This is a genomic window from Klebsiella sp. BIGb0149, assembly GCF_004362605.1.
GTDB lineage: Bacteria > Pseudomonadota > Gammaproteobacteria > Enterobacterales > Enterobacteriaceae > Klebsiella > Klebsiella terrigena.
Window position 1 is genome coordinate 267,490 of record NZ_SNYG01000004.1, and the last position, 16,183, is coordinate 283,672.

Here is a 16,183-nt window from a genome sequence, read left to right on the forward strand (position 1 = left end):
ATGAAGCCGTCCGTTATTCTCTATAAAACGCTTCCCGACGACCTGCAGCAACGTCTGGAAAAACACTTTGCCGTCACCCGGGTGAAAAACCTGAGCGCCGAAACCATCGCGCAGCACGCCGAGGCGTTTGCCCAGGCCGAAGGCCTGCTGGGCTCCAGCGAAAAAGTTGATGCCGCGTTACTGGAGAAAATGCCCAATCTTCGTGCGGCCTCAACGGTCTCCGTGGGCTACGACAACTTCGACGTTGCGGCGCTAAACGCGCGCAGGGTCCTGCTGATGCATACGCCCACCGTGCTGACCGAAACCGTTGCCGATACGGTGATGGCGCTGGTACTCAGCACCTCGCGCCGGGTGGTGGAAGTGGCCAATCGCGTGAAGGCGGGTGAATGGACCAAAAGCATCGGGCCGGACTGGTTCGGCAGCGATGTGCACCACAAAACGCTGGGTATCGTTGGGATGGGGCGCATCGGCATGGCGCTGGCCCAGCGCGCGCATGCCGGCTTCGGCATGCCGATCCTCTATAACGCACGCAGCCAGCATCCGCAGGCGGAAGAGCGCTTCAACGCCCGCTACTGCGATCTGGATACGCTGCTTGAAGAAGCCGATTTTGTCTGCCTGATCCTGCCGCTGACCGCTGAGACTCATCATCTGTTCAATGCGGAGAAGTTCGCCAAAATGAAGCCATCCGCCATCTTTATTAACGCCGGACGCGGTCCGGTCGTCGATGAGAAAGCGCTGGTTGCCGCGTTGCAGAATGGCGAAATCCATGCCGCCGGTCTCGACGTGTTTGAGCAGGAGCCGCTGGCGCAGGACTCCCCGCTGCTCAGCATGCCGAACGTCGTCGCGCTGCCGCATATTGGGTCCGCCACCCATGAAACGCGCTACAACATGGCGGCCTGTGCGGTGGATAATCTGATTGATGCGCTGCAGGGCAACGTCGATAAGAACTGCGTGAACCCGCAGGTAAAATAGGCAGGAAAGGGACATTCTCGCCCGGCTGAGCGTCGCGTCAGCCGGGAAGAAACCCGGATGATGGCGCTATCAGCGCCTTCCCCGGGCTCGGTCAGCGGCTAGCGCGTTGCGTTAACGGCTGCCGTCCACGCCTGATTGAACGCCTGGTGCTGAGCCGCCAGCGGGCCAATCAATGCGTTGTACTGGCTGGCCTGCTGCGAGGTCGGGAACTGGATCCCGTTTGCCACGAAGCTCACCTGGGTATTTTGCTGGGCAACAAAATCACCCACCTGCACCAGCTGCTGAGTAAAGACCTGCGCCGCAGGGATCAGCGGCTGCAGGGCATTTGCCGGGCCGGTAACCACTTTGTTGTAAACCTGGTCAAAGACCGGCTTGAGATCGTCACCCTGCTTCAGCGCGCTATGCGCACCGTCGGCCTGCATTTTGGCATTTTCCAGCTGCTGGCTCAGTACGCCGAGCGCGCCGTTTGCCTGACGCAGCGGTTCACGCTGGGTGATATAGTCCTGCGGGACGCGAATCGCGTTCACGCTGTCTACCACCGGGCGCAGACCCGCATCCATCGCCTGACTTACCTGCTGCGAATAGCCGTAAATCACCGCGTAATCGGACACAAAAGGTCCGAACTGTTTTTTCTGATCGGCGGTCAGCGTCGGCAGACGTTCGCCGCTCCGCATAGCCGTATTTTGCAGGAAGTCGATGAACGCTTTGCGCTGATCGCCTTCTTTATCAAAACACCCACTCAGGCTAACCACCATTAATAAGGCCGCAACAGCCGCAAACCAGCGAGAGCAGGACTTTCCTGTCGCCATTTTTTTACTCCTTTCAGCCAAAAAAAGCGCAAACAGACACACACGTGCCAGACGCTGACAAGGATAGTCCAGGTCGGCCTCACAGGATACTCTTTCCTGACAATCTTCCGCAGGAAATAGCCCTCTGCCGGCGTTTTATCGACAACCGGTATCGTCTGTTAAGCACATCACAATTACCGCCATAAGCAAAACGTCAAAATCAATATTCAAAAAGTTGATTTTATTGCATTTTAATTTCATCAATCGCGATTAAATCCCTAAAAAGAACGATAATCGCACGCTTCCTGGCCGACCCGCGTTGCCTGCAGTCGGGTTCAGTGTTTTGATTAATGAGCGATTAACGGCATTACGTTCGATTATCGCACAAATACGATTAACGACAGCGAGGGAGACGTGAACAGCCGTTTTCGTCCCCCGCTCTGCCTGCCAGGAATGCCGTATGAATAAGACAACCATCGATATTCAGGCTTTTATCAATGAACATCCGTTCACGAAGTACCAGTGGATGATTCTGGCCTTATGTTTTATCACCGTTGCTATGGACGGTTTCGATACCGCGATAATCGGTTTCATCGCCTCAGACCTTGTGCAGGAGTGGGGCGTAGAAAAATCGGCATTGGGCCCGGTAATGAGCGCAGCGCTGGTCGGCCTGGCGGTGGGCGCCTTGACCGCGGGGCCGCTGGCCGACCGCATTGGCCGCAAGAAGGTCCTGCTGATGTCGATCGCGGTGTTTGGCAGCTTTAGCCTGCTTACCGCTTTTGCTACCAGCCTGAACCAGCTGACGCTGCTGCGTTTTCTCACCGGGCTGGGGCTGGGGGCCGCGATGCCGAACGCCGCGACGCTGATGAGCGAATACGCGCCGGAGCGCCGCCGGGCCTTAATGGTCAATCTGATGTTCGTTGGGTTCCCGATGGGATCGTCGCTGGGCGGTTTTCTTTCGGCCTGGATGATCCCGCATTACGGCTGGCAAAGCGTGCTGATACTGGGCGGCGTGATGCCTCTGCTGCTCACCGTGGCGCTGATCTTCCTGCTGCCGGAATCGGCGCGCTACATGGTTGTTAAGCGTCAGCCCGCACAGCACATTGCGGCAATCCTCCGGCGCATTGCGCCGCTGCCGGAAGGGGTGGAGTTTGAGCTGCGTGAGGCCGGCCAGGTCAAAGAGAAATCGGCTCTGGCGGTTATTTTCTCTCCACGCTATATCGTCGGAACCGTAATGCTGTGCCTGACCTACTTTATGGGCCTGCTGATCTTCTATCTGCTGACCAGCTGGCTGCCGCTGCTGATTCGTGAAACCGGCGCAACCATGAGCCAGGCGTCGATTATCACCGCGCTGTTCCCGCTGGGCGGCGGTATTGGCGTGCTGATCCTCGGCGCGCTGATGGATAAGATCAACCCCAATAAGGTCGTCGCCGTCGGCTGGCTGCTGACCGGTATTTTCGTCTGTCTCGTGGGCTTCTCCACCGGCAGCCTGGTGCTGATGGGGGTGATGGTATTTATCGCCGGTAGCATTATGAACGGCGCGCAGTCTTCTATGCCGGCGCTGGCGGCCGGGTTTTATCCCACTCAGGGCCGCGCCACCGGCGTCGCATGGATGCTGGGGATCGGGCGCTTTGGAGGCATTCTCGGCGCCTTCAGCGGCGTATTCCTGATGCAGGCGCAGCTCTCTTTCACGACTATTTTCAGCCTGCTGGCGATCCCGGCGTTTTTATCCGCCCTCGCCCTGCTGGTTAAATACAAAATGAGCCTGCGTCAGCCTGCCCCGCCTCAGGCCGATGCTGAAAATCTGCAGAAAGCCTGACCGTAAGGCCAGCGGGAAGCCGCTGGCCTCGTTTTTTCTCTGGCGTTTACAAATATTTTCCAAAGCCGTGCGTATGATGATTAATCATCGGCTTACTCCCCGCTCCAGCTGGGCTATCCGGCGGTAAACGAAAGCCTGCTGGCATATAATCACCCCCGTTACCGTTCTTGACGCTTTTTCCTGACTATTCTTAATAAGCATCCACCAAACCTACCCTTTACTGTGCAGCAGGAAGGAGCTCTCTATGGAATATAAAGATCCAATATTCGAATTGCTTAGCAGCCTGGAACAAATTGTTTTTAAAGACATTCCCCGAGCGACCGCCCCAACCCGCAAGCCAACCGCCTTCAGCGAATTCGACCGGCTCCGTAAAGGGACCGGGCTGAAAATTGACGATTTCGCCGATGCGATGGGCGTCAGCGTGGCGATGGTGCAGGAGTGGGAGTCGAGACGCGTCAAGCCCTCTTCGACTGAGCTCAAGTTGATGCGCCTGATCCAGGCTAACTCAAAGCTTTCAAGGCAAATTCACGAGTGAAGTTCTATAATGTTATTGGACACTGATTACGGTCCTGATTAGGGACCGTTTTAATTTCTATGAAAAAAACGTTTGCTATCGCACCTCAAAAATGAGTTAATGCTCGCAGGTTTGATGTACAGACCACAGAGCATTAGTATAGAGTAGTCCTTGAGCGGTTATCCTAGATACCCCGGTAGTGAACTTTCCCTTTATAGCTTCAAATCTGTAGTCCAGACCGTATCGCCGAAAGGTTCATTTATTATTTAAAGGTATTTCGCTATGTCCGGTAAAATGACTGGTATCGTAAAATGGTTCAACGCTGATAAAGGTTTCGGCTTCATTACTCCTGATGACGGTTCTAAAGATGTATTCGTACACTTCTCCGCTATCATGAACGATGGCTACAAATCTCTGGATGAAGGTCAGAAAGTTTCCTTCACCATCGAAAGCGGCGCTAAAGGCCCGGCAGCTGGCAACGTTACCAGCCTGTAAGCTTAAATAAGCTCAGAATTCAAGATCCCTGCCTCGCGGCGGGGATTTTTTTTATCTGAATATCAGAAAACCGCCACCTCGCATGGCGGTTTTTTTCGTTTTAATACGGCTCAAGCTGCCAGCCGCCGTCTCGCCACGCTAAAGCGTGGGTAAGCTTCAGCCCCTGCAGGAACGCCTCGTCATGCGACACCACCAGCATCGCGCCGGGGAATCCCGCCAGCGCCGCTTCAATGGCCTGGGCAGAGGCTAAATCCAGGTGGTTAGTCGGCTCATCGAGCAGCAGCAGCTGAGTGGCGTCCCGCCGCCACAGTACGCAGGCCAGCGCCGCCTTCAGCCGTTCCCCGCCGCTCAGGGCCGCCAGCGGCAGATTGATTTTATCCGCCCCCAGCTGCAGCTGGGCAAGCCGGCTGCGCAGCACGCCCTCCTCCAGCGGCGTATCGTCAAGATTAAGGTGCGTTAAAACCGATAGCGACAGGTCCAGCTGCGTCAGGTGCTGATCCAGCCACGCCGCATGAACCGACAGTCGGCACTCTCCAGAAACCGGCTGCTCGAGACCGACCAACGTTTTCAGTAACGTGGTTTTTCCACAGCCGTTAGGCCCGCGCAGAGCTACGCGCATCGGCCCATCAAGACGCCAGCTCAGCGGCGCTGCCGCCGAGTGGGCCAGCCGTAGATCCTCCAGCACCAGGACCTGTTTACCGGCGGCGATCTGACTTCCCGGTAGAGTGAACATCACCGATGCCTCATCTTCTACCCGCTCGTGCGCCTGGGCGACGGCGGTATTGAGCGCGCTATTTTGCTCCCGATGCTGCCGCTGGAGCGTTCCGGGGCGCTCCTTCGCCGCGCCTTTATACTTCACGCGTTCAAACGAGGCAATATTCAGCGTATCGACAACCCGCAGCGTCTGCGCAGATCGCCGCTGGCTGGCATCATGCTCTTTTTGCATTCGCGCCCGGGTGCGGCGGCGTTCGGTCGCGGCATGCTCCAGCGCGGTACGTGCGGCCTGCTGTTCGGCATCACGCTGCTGCCGATAGTCGGCGTAGTTCCCGCCATAGCTTCGCAGCACCGTCGGCGTGAGCTCAAGGATACGCGGCATTCGCGCCAGCAGTTCACGATCGTGGCTGGCGATGATTCCCCCGCCACGCCAGCGCTCCAGCTGCCGATACAACCATTCGCGGCCCTGCCCGTCGAGGTGATTTGTCGGCTCGTCCAGCAGCAAATAGTCCGCGCCTGAGAGAAAGGCCCCGCACAGCAGCGCTTTCACCCGCTCGCCGCCGCTCAGCGACGACGCGAGTCGTTCGGGAGAAAACGCCGGCAGGCCGGCATCGGCGAACGCCGCGCTCAGACGCTCGCGCAGATCCCAGAAACCCTCCAGGCTCTCGACGTCGTCAGCGAATCCTTCCCCGCGCTCAAGCCGCAGCAGAGCAGAGAAAATGGGCTCATAGCCCAGCAGGTCGGCCAGGGTCGTGCTGGAAGCAAGTGCCGGATGTTGGGCAACATAGGCCAGCGAGGTACAGCGTTCGATATGTCCGCCGGAAGGAGAGTCAACGCCCGCCAGCAGCCGAAGCAGGCGAGTTTTGCCGACGCCATTACGGCCGACCAGGCCGCAGAACGACGTCTCTAACGATAAATTTAGCGGGCCAAACAGCATGTCTCCCGTCGCAAACTGACAGGTGATCTGATGCAAAATAAAAGCGGGGGATTGGGCACAATGGGCCATAAGCACTCCTGAATGAAATCGATACTTCCCCTGCCGCACATAGTGTTGGCAAGGAGTGAATTCAGCAGGCGTGGTTATCCATTTTCAGTGTGCTCTCAGTAAGACGAGGGATTCGTCGGGACACAGAATAGCCACACCGCCCCCCACATTTCAAGATTATTATTTCAGCGCCCGCGCCGCTACGGGGCAAAAGTAGCCGCGCCGATGGGCCAACTGACGGACGTATTTATCGCCGGTCATAACGATGAGCCCCCGGAATTTATCGATAAAATTTTGTTCTATTTTTTTGAACAAGATGCGCAAATTGTTCCGATTTTAATCACCAGACGATCGGTCTATTATTTATCACATCAGGGCACAACGCCCTATTACAGACAAACAACCTCAGGAATACGACCATGAAATCTATCAAAACTTTCGTTGCAGTTACCGCACTTTCTCTGATGTCCTTCGGCGCATTTGCTCAGAGCATCAGCACCACCGCCTCCACCCTGGACCGTGCAGAAGCTAAAATTGCCGCCCAGGCTGCTGAGCAGGGTGCGTCCTACAAAATTACCAGCGCCCAGTTCAACAACCGCGTTCATATGACCGCAGAACTGACCAAATAAATCGCATTGATGGCGCTTTTAGAGAGTGCCGGCCGCCGGAATCAAGCATACAGGCGACAACGACAGCACGATGAAAAGGAATCTAAAATGAAAAATATCAGCGTGATGACCGCCCTGTTTCTGGCAGCCTCACTATCAACCGGCGTCATGGCAGCAGAACGTCATGCCGTAGCGCCAGAAGCGGGCTCCAGCATCGATACGTCGATGCATCAAAACCGCATTAACGTCAGCCACGCTTTCGATAAAGAGAGCCTGACGGCAGGCAACCTGGAGTAGTTAAGGGCCAGCCTGTAGGCGAGCAGATGGCGCCATGAGCATCTCCGCGCCATAAAAAAACCTGCCAGAAGGCAGGTTTTTTTGTTGCCAAAAGGCGCTTACTGCAGCAGAGAAATGTCCGCGACCTGCAGGAAAAGCTCGCGCAGTTTGGACAGCAGCGTCAGTCGGTTGATACGCACGTCCCGATCTTCGGCGTTGACCATCACGTTCTCAAAGAACTCATCCACCGGTTCACGCAGGGAGGCCAGCTCGATCAGCGCTTCCTGGTAGCGGCCTTCGGCGAAGAACGGCTGCAGCTTATCGCGCAGCACGACCAGATGGGTCGCCAGCTTGATCTCTGCGGCTTCTTTCAGCACGGAGGCGTGAACGGCATCGTTCAGCGTCTCTTCAGATTTTGCGAGGATGTTGGAGACGCGCTTGTTGGCGGCCGCCAGCGCCGAGGACTCTTCCAGCGTACGGAAGTGCGAAACCGCCTTCATGCGCGCATCGAAATCAGCCGGACGGGTCGGGCGACGAGCCAGTACCGCCTGGATGGTATCAACGCCGTAGCCTTCGTCCTGGTACCAGGCACGGAAGCGACCGAGCATAAAGTCGATGACGTCATCAACAACCCTGGCGTTGGTCAGCTTGTCGCCATACAGATGCACCGCTTCTTCGGTGAGAGTCTGCAGATCCAGATTCAGGTTCTTCTCAACGATGATGCGCAGTACGCCCAGCGCGGCGCGGCGCAGTGCGAACGGATCTTTGTCCCCTTTCGGGTGCTGACCAATGCCGAAGATACCGGCAAGCGTATCCATCTTATCGGCAATCGCCACCGCACAGGCAACCGGGTTAGACGGCAGATCGTCACCGGCAAAACGCGGCTGATACTGCTCGTTCAGCGCCACGGCAACGTCTTCCGCTTCGCCATCATGGCGCGCGTAGTGCATGCCCATGACGCCCTGAGTATCGGTGAACTCGAAGACCATATTGGTCATCAGGTCGCACTTCGACAGCAGGCCCGCGCGGGTCGCGTGGTTGACGTCCGCGCCAATCTGACCGGCAATCCAGCCGGCAAGGGCCTGAATACGGTCGGTTTTATCGCGCAGGGTGCCCAGCTGCTGCTGGAACAGGACGGTCTGCAGACGCGGCAGGTGGTCTTCCAGGCGCTTTTTACGGTCGGTGTTGAAGAAGAACTCCGCATCCGCCAGGCGTGGGCGAACCACTTTCTCGTTACCGGAGATAATCTGGATGGGATCTTTGGATTCGATGTTGGCGACGAAGATGAAGTTCGGCAGCAGTTTGCCGTCTTCCGCGTAGACCGGGAAGTACTTCTGATCGCCTTTCATGGTGTACACCAGCGCTTCAGAAGGTACCGCGAGGAATTTTTCTTCGAATTTCGCCGTCAGCACCACCGGCCACTCCACCAGCGAGGTCACCTCTTCCAGCAGGCTTTCGCTCAGGTCAGCGTTGCCGCCGATTTTGCGCGCTGCGGCTTCGGCGTCGGCTTTAATGGTGGCTTTACGCGTTTCGTAGTCAGCAATGACTTTACCGCGCTCCAGCAGGATCTGCGGATACTGTTCGGCGCTATCGATGGTGAACTCCGGCTCGCCCATAAAGCGATGCCCGCGGATCACGCGATCGGAGTCGATGCCGAGAATGGTCGCCGGCACGACTTTGTCGCCGAGCAGCAGGGTCACGGTGTGAACCGGACGCACGAACTGCACGTCCGACGCGCCCCAGCGCATCAGTTTAGGGATAGGCAGCTTGCCGAGGGAGATTGAGACCATGTTCGGCAGCAGCGCTTCCGCGCTTTCGCCTTTCACATGGGCGCGATACAGCAGCCATTCGCCTTTATCGGTCGCCAGACGCTCGGCCTGCTCGACGGTGATACCGCAGCCGCGCGCCCAGCCTTCGGCCGCTTTGCTCGGTTTACCTTCTGCGTCAAACGCCGCAGAAATCGCCGGGCCGCGTTTTTCAATTTCGCGATCCGGCTGGGAAGCGGCCAGATTAGCCACCTTCAGCGCCAGACGACGCGGGGCGGCAAACCACTCAACGGTGCCGTGGGCAAGGCCAGCGCTGTCCAGCTCCGCGGTAAAGTTCGCAGCAAAAGACTCAGCCAGGCTGCGCAGGGCTTTTGGTGGCAGCTCTTCGGTGCCGATCTCCACCAGGAAAGTTTTCTCAGACATGGCCGCCTCTTATTTGTTTTTGTTGCACATCGGGAAGCCAAGGGCCTCACGGGAAGCGTAGTAAGCTTCTGCCACCGCTTTCGTCAGGGTGCGGATGCGCAGAATATAGCGCTGACGCTCGGTGACGGAGATGGCTTTACGCGCATCCAGCAGGTTGAAGCTATGGGCGGCCTTCAGAATGCGCTCGTAGGCGGGCAGCGGCAGCGGATTTTCCAGCGCCAGCAGCTGCTGCGCTTCTTTCTCATACTGCTCAAAGCAGGAGAACAGGAAGTCCACGTCGGCGTATTCAAAGTTATAGGTTGATTGCTCGACTTCGTTCTGATGGAACACGTCGCCGTAGGTGGTTTTACCCAGCGGGCCGTCGCTCCAGACCAGGTCGTAAACGCTGTCTACGCCCTGAATGTACATTGCCAGGCGCTCCAGACCGTAGGTGATCTCGCCGGTGACCGGCTTACATTCCATACCACCCACCTGCTGGAAGTAGGTGAACTGCGTCACTTCCATACCGTTCAGCCACACTTCCCAGCCCAGACCCCAGGCACCCAGCGTTGGGTTTTCCCAGTTGTCTTCCACGAAGCGGATATCATGAATAGTCGGATCCATACCCAGCTCTTTCAGAGACCCGAGGTACAGCTCCTGAATGTTGTCCGGCGATGGCTTAATGACCACCTGGAACTGATAGTAGTGCTGCAGGCGGTTCGGGTTTTCGCCATAGCGGCCGTCGGTTGGACGACGCGAAGGCTGCACGTAGGCAGTCGCCATCGGCTCTGGCCCCAGCGCGCGCAGGCAGGTCATTGGGTGGGAGGTGCCGGCGCCAACTTCCATGTCCAGTGGTTGAACAATGGTGCAGCCCTGACGAGCCCAGTAATCCTGTAAGGTCAGGATCAGGCCCTGGAAGGTCCTGGTATCAAACTTTTGCATATTATTTCGTGCTGGATACGTGTGGATTTAAAGGAAGGGATCAGTATACCCGCTGGCTGCGAGATATACAGTACGAAACGGCGTTGTTTAAGCAAAATTGGGGAAATTAACGCCATCATGCGGCAGCCGCGGGGCATTTAGCGCATAGAAAGATGTAAAAACTGCCCGTCTGGATCGAAAGAACAGATAAAGCGCTCATTCTGCTCGGTATGGCCCGACAGCTCATAGCTTCCCTGGAACTGTTCAAAGTGGCTGACGTCAACCAGCCAGGCCCCGGTGCTGTAGCGTCTTGCCGCCTGATCCTTACACAGCTGTTCCATATTCAGGGTAATTTGCGGCGTAATCCGCGCTCTTTGCGCTTTTTGTGGCGGCTGGGAGGGCGTCTGGCTGCAGCCGGCGAGCACAAGCAGCAGCAGTCCAGAAAAAAAACATTTCATCACCATTTTCCTCGACCGCCTTGTTAGCAAATTGTTATCGTTCAGATTACGTGAAATCACCCGGACATTGTGCGAATCTCTCCACATCTCTACAAGCACGCGGCGGCAAACTCAGAATATTCCATTGCGACACCGCGGTATCAGGGAAGTCAGACCCTGTTTAAGAAGGAACCACTGAGGTACTGATGCAGGAAAAAATAAACTGGATTACGAGTTTGCGCGGTATCGCATGCATGATGGTGGTGATGATCCACAGCACTACCTGGTACATCACCCATCCCCATTCCATCAGCCTGGTGGAATGGGATATGGCCAACCTGCTCAACTCCGCCTCTCGCGTCAGCGTCCCGCTCTTCTTCATGATGTCTGGATATCTGTTTTTCGGCGAACGCAGCGCCCAGCCGCGGCACTTTCTGCGCATTGTGCTGTGCGTGCTGTTTTACAGCGCCGTGTCGCTGCTCTACATTTCCCTGTTTACCCATATCAACGTCGAGCTCTCGCTAAGAAACCTGCTGCAAAAGCCGGTGTTCTATCACCTGTGGTTTTTCTTCGCGATTATCGTCATCTACCTGCTCTCGCCGCTTATTCAGGTTAAACAGGTCAGCGGCAAGATGCTGCTGGCGCTGATGCTGGTCATCGGCATTCTCGCCAACCCCAACATGGTCAGCGTAAAAGCGGGCGGTATCGAATGGCTGCCGCTCAATCTCTATATCAGCGGCGATGCCTTTTACTACGTGCTGTACGGCGTGCTTGGCCGGGCAATTGGCATGATGGAGACGGATAAAAAATGGCTGACTCTGCTGTGTGCCGCGCTGTTTGCCAGCACCGTGTGGGTGATATCGCGCGGAACGCTGCATGAGCTTAAGTGGCGCGGCGACTTCGGCGATACCTGGTATTTATACTGCGGTCCGGCGGTGTTTGTGTGCGCGGTAGCCCTGCTGACGCTGGCGAAAAACACCCTCAACGCGCGTCAGATCCCCGTTCTGGCGCTCATCGCCCGCCACTCTCTGGGGATCTACGGCTTTCATGCGCTGATTATCCACGCGCTGCGGGCCAGCGGCCTGGAGCTCACCCGCTGGCCGCTGCTGGATATTCTGTGGATCTTTAGCGCCGCCCTGCTGGGCAGCCTGCTGCTGTCGGCGCTGGTGCAGCGCATCGACACGCGCCGGCTGGTGAGCTAGCGCCACGGTCAAACCCGCTCCCGCGCGGGAGCGGATCGCCGCTACGACATCAGCGGGAGAAGCTGCTGATAAATCTGGCGGAAGGTTTCGCGACGCGGAGCATAGAGCGCGACGCGTTCGCTATTCGGACGATGAGCCTGCTCAAGCGGCAGCTGGGGCAGCAGGTCCGCCCAGGATTCCCCTTGATGCAGCGCCAGCTGCGCGAGTCTCGCGGCGCCCAGCGCCGGTCCAACGTCGCCGCCGGTGCGGTAATCCAGCTGCTGTCCGCTGATGTCAGCCAGCATCTGCCGCCACCAGGGGCTGCGCGCGCCTCCGCCAATCAGGGTAATGCTCTCGGGCCTGATGCCGCAGGCGTGGACCGCATCCATACCGTCCGCCAGCGCATATCCCACCCCTTCCAGCACCGCACGCGCCAGCTCCGCCGGGCCATGCTGATGCGTCAGGCCGAAAAAGACGCCCTTCGCCTGCGGGTTGTTATGCGGCGTACGTTCGCCGGAAAGATAGGGTAGAAACCACACCGGGCCCGCGCGCTCATCGGCGGACTCGGCCGCGCCGATCAGCGCCGGAACCGTACCCAGGCCGGTCAGCTTCGCCGCCCAGTCGAGGCAGGATGCCGCGCTGAGCATGACCGACATCAAATGCCAGCGCCCGGGAAGCGCGTGGCAGAAGCTGTGCACCGCGCTTTCGGGTTTGCTGAGAAACCCCTCGCTGACGGCAAAGTAAACGCCGGAGGTCCCTAGCGATAGCATCGCCTGCCCCGCGTCCGCCATGCCGACGCCAACGGCACCGGCGGCGTTATCCCCGCCGCCTGCCACTACTAGCGCCTGCGGCATATTCCACGCCGCGGCGAGAGCCGGGCGCAGCGCTCCCGTCACCTCGCTGCCTTCAAATAGCGCGGGCATGTTATCGCGGCTTAGGCCGCAGGCGGCGAGCATCTCGTCGCTCCAGTCGCGCTTTGCCACGTCCATCCACATCGTCCCGGCAGCGTCAGACATATCGCTGGCGAACTCGCCGGTCATGCGCAGGCGTAAATAGTCTTTCGGCAGCAGGACCTTATCAACCTGGCTGAAGACGTCCGGCTCGTGTCGCTTAACCCACAGCAGCTTCGGCGCCGTAAAGCCGGGCATCATCAGGTTGCCGGTGATCTGCCGCGACCGCTCCACCCGCTCTTCCAGCAGGACGCACTCTTCGCCGCAGCGCCCGTCGTTCCATAAAATGGCCGGGCGCAGCACCCGCTGCTGCTTGTCCAGCAGCGTGGCGCCATGCATCTGCCCGGCGATACCGATAGCCTTCACGTCGCGCAGGGAGTGCTGCTCTCCCAGCGCTTTGATCGCGCTATCCGTTGCCTGCCACCAGTGCTCGGGATCTTGTTCAGACCATAAGGGGTGCGGGCGCGAGACGCTGAGCTTTTCCGTGTGCGAAGCCAGTACCTCACCCTGCTCATTGAGCAAAATGGCCTTCACGCCCGAGGTACCTAAATCAATCCCGATGTACATACAGACTCTCCTGAACAGCGCGCCACGGCTGAGCGTGGCGCGAAAAGCGTGCTAAATAGCCTATGCCCGGACGCGCCGGGCACTATCATCACTTATCAAAAAGATAATGATTCACCAGATTTTCCAGCTGCTCCTGGTGGCCGCTCTGATGCTGCGGCGCCAGATTATGCTGCGCGGCATGCTGAGCAATTTCCGTCAGCGTCATCTGCCCCTTGAGGATTTGCTGGCCCAGATCGCCGTTCCACCCGGCATAGCGTTTTGCTACGCGCTTATCCAGCTCGCCATCTTCAATCATGCGCGCCGCCACCTTCAGCGACAGAGCCATCGTATCCATCGCCCCAATATGACCATAGAACAGATCGTACTTATCGGTGCTTTGACGACGAACTTTGGCATCAAAATTCAGCCCGCCGGTAGTGAAACCGCCGGCCTTGAGAATTTCATACATCACCAGGGCGTTTTCTTCCACGCTATTCGGGAACTGATCGGTATCCCAGCCCAGCTGCGGGTCGCCGCGGTTGGCATCGACGGAGCCAAACAGGCCCAGCGCGATGGCGGTGGCAATCTCGTGGTGGAAGCTGTGGCCTGCCAGGGTCGCGTGGTTCGCTTCGATATTCAGCTTGATCTCTTTTTCCAGACCGAACTGCTTGAGGAAGCCATAAACGGTGGAGGCATCGTAGTCGTACTGGTGCTTGGTCGGCTCCTGCGGCTTCGGCTCAATCAGCAGCGTCCCCTGGAAGCCAATTTTATGTTTGTGCTCAACCACCAGCTGCATAAACCGGCCAATCTGCTCGCGCTCCTGACGCAGGTCGGTATTGAGCAGCGTTTCATACCCTTCGCGGCCGCCCCACAGGACGTAGTTTTCCCCGCCCAGCTTGTGGGTGGCGTCCATGGCGGTCACGACCTGCGTCGCCGCCCAGCTGAACACTTCCGGATCCGGGTTGGTTGCCGCACCTGCGCCGTAGCGCGGATTAGTAAAGCAGTTTGCGGTACCCCATAGCAGCTTCACGCCGCTGTGCTCCTGTTTTGCCGCCAGCACATCGACCATTTGCGCGAAATTGTTGAGATACTCCTTCAACGACGCGCCTTCCGGGGAGACGTCAACGTCGTGGAAGCAGTAGTACGGGACGTTCAGCTTGTGGAAAAACTCAAAGGCGACGTCGGCTTTACGTTTTGCCATTTCGAGGGCGTCGCCCGGCTGCTGCCACGGACGGTTGAAGGAACCGACGCCAAACATATCGGCCCCGTTCCAGCAGAACGTGTGCCAGTAGCAGGCCGCAAACCGCAGGTGTTCTTCCATGCGTTTACCCAGCACCAGCTCATCCGGATTATAGTGACGGAAAGCCAGCGGGTTAGTGGATTTAGGGCCTTCATAACGAACGCGATCGAGTTGATCGAAATAGGTCTGCATAATGAACTCCATATTCAGGGATGCGGCGGGTAATAATTCATAAGCCAATATAGAATTGCTGTTTTACTTTCCTCAATTACGTTATTTCACACCGCCGTTGAGAGAATCCGCAAACGTGCGCCAGATCGCAAAAATAACCGACTTATTCGCTATTTATGTCCTATCCCAATGAAAGATCGGCACAATCCCTGAGGCCCTAAAGATTAAAATAAGATCGCGGTCATAAATCAGCAAATAAACTAAATTTCATAACGCCAAAATAAGCACAGGTAATTGCCAGCACCCTTTTCCCCGTTAAGAATCTTCAGCGTATCAGACCGTCTGCTTTTACCGCTCGTTTTATCCTGCACTTTACAAAAAGGTATTATTATTATGAAGATAAAGAACCTTTGCCTCACGCTCTGCGCTTCACTCATTCTGACCAGCATGGCGGGTATTGCTAAAGAAGTTAAAATTGGTATGGCCATTGACGATCTTCGACTGGAGCGCTGGCAGAAAGATCGCGATATTTTTGTCAACAAGGCTGAATCATTAGGCGCGAAAGTATTTGTACAGTCTGCCAACGGCAATGAAGAAACACAAATGTCGCAAATTGAAAATATGATAAATCGCGGCGTTGATGTCCTGGTCATTATTCCTTACAACGGTCAGGTTTTAAGTAACGTGATTAAAGAAGCAAAGCAGGAGGGAATCAAAGTTCTCGCCTATGACCGTATGATTAATAACGCAGATATTGATTTCTATATTTCGTTCGATAACGAAAAAGTCGGCGAAATGCAGGCCAAAAGTCTGGTCGAGAAAGTGCCCCAGGGAAACTATTTCCTGATGGGCGGCTCGCCTGTTGATAATAACGCCAAGCTCTTCCGCGCCGGACAAATGAAGGTGCTTAAGCCCTATATCGATCAGGGCAAAATCAAAATTGTCGGCGATCAGTGGGTCGACGGCTGGCTGCCGGAAAACGCCTTAAAAATAATGGAGAACGCACTGACCGCCAACAATAACAAAATTGATGCGGTCGTGGCCTCAAACGACGCCACCGCCGGCGGGGCAATCCAGGCGCTAAGCACCCAGGGGCTGGCGGGGAAAGTGGCGATCTCGGGTCAGGACGCCGACCTCGCCGGAGTGAAGCGCATTATCTCTGGTACCCAGACGATGACGGTTTATAAACCCATCGTGACGCTTGCCACCACCGCGGCAGAAATTGCCGTTGAGCTCGGTAACGATAAGGCGCCGCACGCTGATACCACCTTAAACAACGGGCTGAAGGACGTCCCGTCGCGGCTGCTGACGCCAATTGAAGTCAATAAAGACAATATTGAACAAACGGTTGTTAAAGACGGTTTCCACAAAAAGAGCGAACTGTAACCTCCGACGCCC

At 56.9% G+C, this 16,183-nt stretch carries 15 protein-coding genes; 8 read left to right on the forward strand and 7 right to left on the reverse strand.

What is annotated here, in order from left to right; all coding sequences use genetic code 11:
- Window positions 1–972 (forward strand): glyoxylate/hydroxypyruvate reductase GhrB, encoded by a 972-nt coding sequence (gene ghrB, locus EDF75_RS16175; protein ID WP_133600153.1) that lies wholly within the window; start codon window positions 1–3, stop codon window positions 970–972.
- Window positions 973–1,070: 98 nt separating this feature from the next.
- Here the strand turns inward: ghrB and EDF75_RS16180 are convergent, their stop codons facing one another.
- Window positions 1,071–1,781: a DUF3053 domain-containing protein gene (locus EDF75_RS16180; RefSeq protein ID WP_041143154.1), complete on the reverse strand. Its 711-nt coding sequence runs from the start codon at window positions 1,779–1,781 to the stop codon at window positions 1,071–1,073.
- A gap of 439 nt (window positions 1,782–2,220) precedes the next feature.
- On the opposite strand from EDF75_RS16180, the gene EDF75_RS16185 reads away from it, so the two are divergent.
- From EDF75_RS16185 to cspE, 3 genes are all read left to right on the forward strand, one after another.
- Complete coding sequence (locus EDF75_RS16185) at window positions 2,221–3,579, forward strand: MFS transporter (protein ID WP_133600154.1); 1,359 nt, start codon at window positions 2,221–2,223, stop codon at window positions 3,577–3,579.
- 244 nt (window positions 3,580–3,823) lie between these two features.
- A complete protein-coding gene (locus tag EDF75_RS16190; protein ID WP_095102762.1) occupies window positions 3,824–4,114 on the forward strand; it encodes an HTH-type transcriptional regulator in 291 nt (96 codons plus the stop codon).
- Window positions 4,115–4,375: 261 nt separating this feature from the next.
- Entirely contained in the window at window positions 4,376–4,588 is a 213-nt protein-coding gene (gene cspE, locus EDF75_RS16195; protein WP_004868803.1) for a transcription antiterminator/RNA stability regulator CspE, read from the forward strand.
- A 100-nt stretch (window positions 4,589–4,688) separates the two neighbouring features.
- On the opposite strand, the gene EDF75_RS16200 is transcribed toward cspE, so the two are convergent.
- The gene (locus EDF75_RS16200) at window positions 4,689–6,308 is read right to left on the reverse strand and encodes an ABC-F family ATP-binding cassette domain-containing protein (protein ID WP_133600155.1); all 1,620 of its coding nucleotides are present in this window, start codon (window positions 6,306–6,308) and stop codon (window positions 4,689–4,691) included.
- 398 nt (window positions 6,309–6,706) lie between these two features.
- Here EDF75_RS16200 and EDF75_RS16205 point away from each other — a divergent pair, with 398 nt between their 5' ends.
- On the forward strand, window positions 6,707–6,916 hold the full coding sequence (locus EDF75_RS16205) for a YdgH/BhsA/McbA-like domain containing protein (protein ID WP_041143158.1): 210 nt from the start codon (window positions 6,707–6,709) through the stop codon (window positions 6,914–6,916).
- An 87-nt stretch (window positions 6,917–7,003) separates the two neighbouring features.
- Window positions 7,004–7,192 carry a hypothetical protein gene (locus tag EDF75_RS16210; protein ID WP_045853900.1) on the forward strand — a complete coding sequence of 63 codons (189 nt, stop codon included), beginning with the start codon at window positions 7,004–7,006 and terminating at the stop codon, window positions 7,190–7,192.
- A 98-nt stretch (window positions 7,193–7,290) separates the two neighbouring features.
- Here EDF75_RS16210 and glyS read toward each other — a convergent pair whose 3' ends face one another.
- The 3 genes from glyS to EDF75_RS16225 all read right to left on the reverse strand — a co-directional run bounded on the left by glyS (window position 7,291) and on the right by EDF75_RS16225 (window position 10,724).
- On the reverse strand, window positions 7,291–9,360 hold the full coding sequence (glyS, locus tag EDF75_RS16215) for a glycine--tRNA ligase subunit beta (RefSeq protein WP_133600156.1): 2,070 nt from the start codon (window positions 9,358–9,360) through the stop codon (window positions 7,291–7,293).
- A gap of 9 nt (window positions 9,361–9,369) precedes the next feature.
- On the reverse strand, window positions 9,370–10,281 hold the full coding sequence (gene glyQ / locus EDF75_RS16220) for a glycine--tRNA ligase subunit alpha (protein WP_041143161.1): 912 nt from the start codon (window positions 10,279–10,281) through the stop codon (window positions 9,370–9,372).
- A 137-nt stretch (window positions 10,282–10,418) separates the two neighbouring features.
- On the reverse strand, window positions 10,419–10,724 hold the full coding sequence (locus EDF75_RS16225; protein ID WP_133600157.1) for a YsaB family lipoprotein: 306 nt from the start codon (window positions 10,722–10,724) through the stop codon (window positions 10,419–10,421).
- A 179-nt stretch (window positions 10,725–10,903) separates the two neighbouring features.
- Between EDF75_RS16225 and EDF75_RS16230 the strand changes: the two genes are divergently transcribed.
- Window positions 10,904–11,899 (forward strand): acyltransferase, encoded by a 996-nt coding sequence (locus EDF75_RS16230; protein WP_133600158.1) that lies wholly within the window; start codon window positions 10,904–10,906, stop codon window positions 11,897–11,899.
- A gap of 41 nt (window positions 11,900–11,940) precedes the next feature.
- On the opposite strand, the gene xylB is transcribed toward EDF75_RS16230, so the two are convergent.
- Together xylB and xylA are read right to left on the reverse strand one after the other, a co-directional pair.
- Window positions 11,941–13,395, reverse strand: a complete 1,455-nt coding sequence (gene xylB, locus EDF75_RS16235) for a xylulokinase (RefSeq protein WP_133600159.1) — start codon at window positions 13,393–13,395, stop codon at window positions 11,941–11,943.
- 88 nt (window positions 13,396–13,483) lie between these two features.
- Window positions 13,484–14,806 (reverse strand): xylose isomerase, encoded by a 1,323-nt coding sequence (gene xylA / locus EDF75_RS16240; protein ID WP_133600160.1) that lies wholly within the window; start codon window positions 14,804–14,806, stop codon window positions 13,484–13,486.
- 372 nt (window positions 14,807–15,178) lie between these two features.
- On the opposite strand from xylA, the gene xylF reads away from it, so the two are divergent.
- Complete coding sequence (gene xylF, locus EDF75_RS16250) at window positions 15,179–16,171, forward strand: D-xylose ABC transporter substrate-binding protein (RefSeq protein WP_133600161.1); 993 nt, start codon at window positions 15,179–15,181, stop codon at window positions 16,169–16,171.
- Window positions 16,172–16,183 lie beyond the last annotated feature (12 nt).

Excerpts from the sequence above, each read along its gene's own strand:
- ghrB (WP_133600153.1), top strand. The coding sequence starts at position 1 with ATGAAGCCGTCCGTTATTCTCTATAAAACGCTTCCCGACGACCTGCAG.
- EDF75_RS16180 (WP_041143154.1), bottom strand. The coding sequence starts at position 1,781 with ATGGCGACAGGAAAGTCCTGCTCTCGCTGGTTTGCGGCTGTTGCGGCC.
- EDF75_RS16185 (WP_133600154.1), top strand. The coding sequence starts at position 2,221 with ATGAATAAGACAACCATCGATATTCAGGCTTTTATCAATGAACATCCG.
- EDF75_RS16190 (WP_095102762.1), top strand. The coding sequence starts at position 3,824 with ATGGAATATAAAGATCCAATATTCGAATTGCTTAGCAGCCTGGAACAA.
- cspE (WP_004868803.1), top strand. The coding sequence starts at position 4,376 with ATGTCCGGTAAAATGACTGGTATCGTAAAATGGTTCAACGCTGATAAA.
- EDF75_RS16200 (WP_133600155.1), bottom strand. The coding sequence starts at position 6,308 with ATGGCCCATTGTGCCCAATCCCCCGCTTTTATTTTGCATCAGATCACC.
- EDF75_RS16205 (WP_041143158.1), top strand. The coding sequence starts at position 6,707 with ATGAAATCTATCAAAACTTTCGTTGCAGTTACCGCACTTTCTCTGATG.
- EDF75_RS16210 (WP_045853900.1), top strand. The coding sequence starts at position 7,004 with ATGAAAAATATCAGCGTGATGACCGCCCTGTTTCTGGCAGCCTCACTA.
- glyS (WP_133600156.1), bottom strand. The coding sequence starts at position 9,360 with ATGTCTGAGAAAACTTTCCTGGTGGAGATCGGCACCGAAGAGCTGCCA.
- glyQ (WP_041143161.1), bottom strand. The coding sequence starts at position 10,281 with ATGCAAAAGTTTGATACCAGGACCTTCCAGGGCCTGATCCTGACCTTA.
- EDF75_RS16225 (WP_133600157.1), bottom strand. The coding sequence starts at position 10,724 with ATGGTGATGAAATGTTTTTTTTCTGGACTGCTGCTGCTTGTGCTCGCC.
- EDF75_RS16230 (WP_133600158.1), top strand. The coding sequence starts at position 10,904 with ATGCAGGAAAAAATAAACTGGATTACGAGTTTGCGCGGTATCGCATGC.
- xylB (WP_133600159.1), bottom strand. The coding sequence starts at position 13,395 with ATGTACATCGGGATTGATTTAGGTACCTCGGGCGTGAAGGCCATTTTG.
- xylA (WP_133600160.1), bottom strand. The coding sequence starts at position 14,806 with ATGCAGACCTATTTCGATCAACTCGATCGCGTTCGTTATGAAGGCCCT.
- xylF (WP_133600161.1), top strand. The coding sequence starts at position 15,179 with ATGAAGATAAAGAACCTTTGCCTCACGCTCTGCGCTTCACTCATTCTG.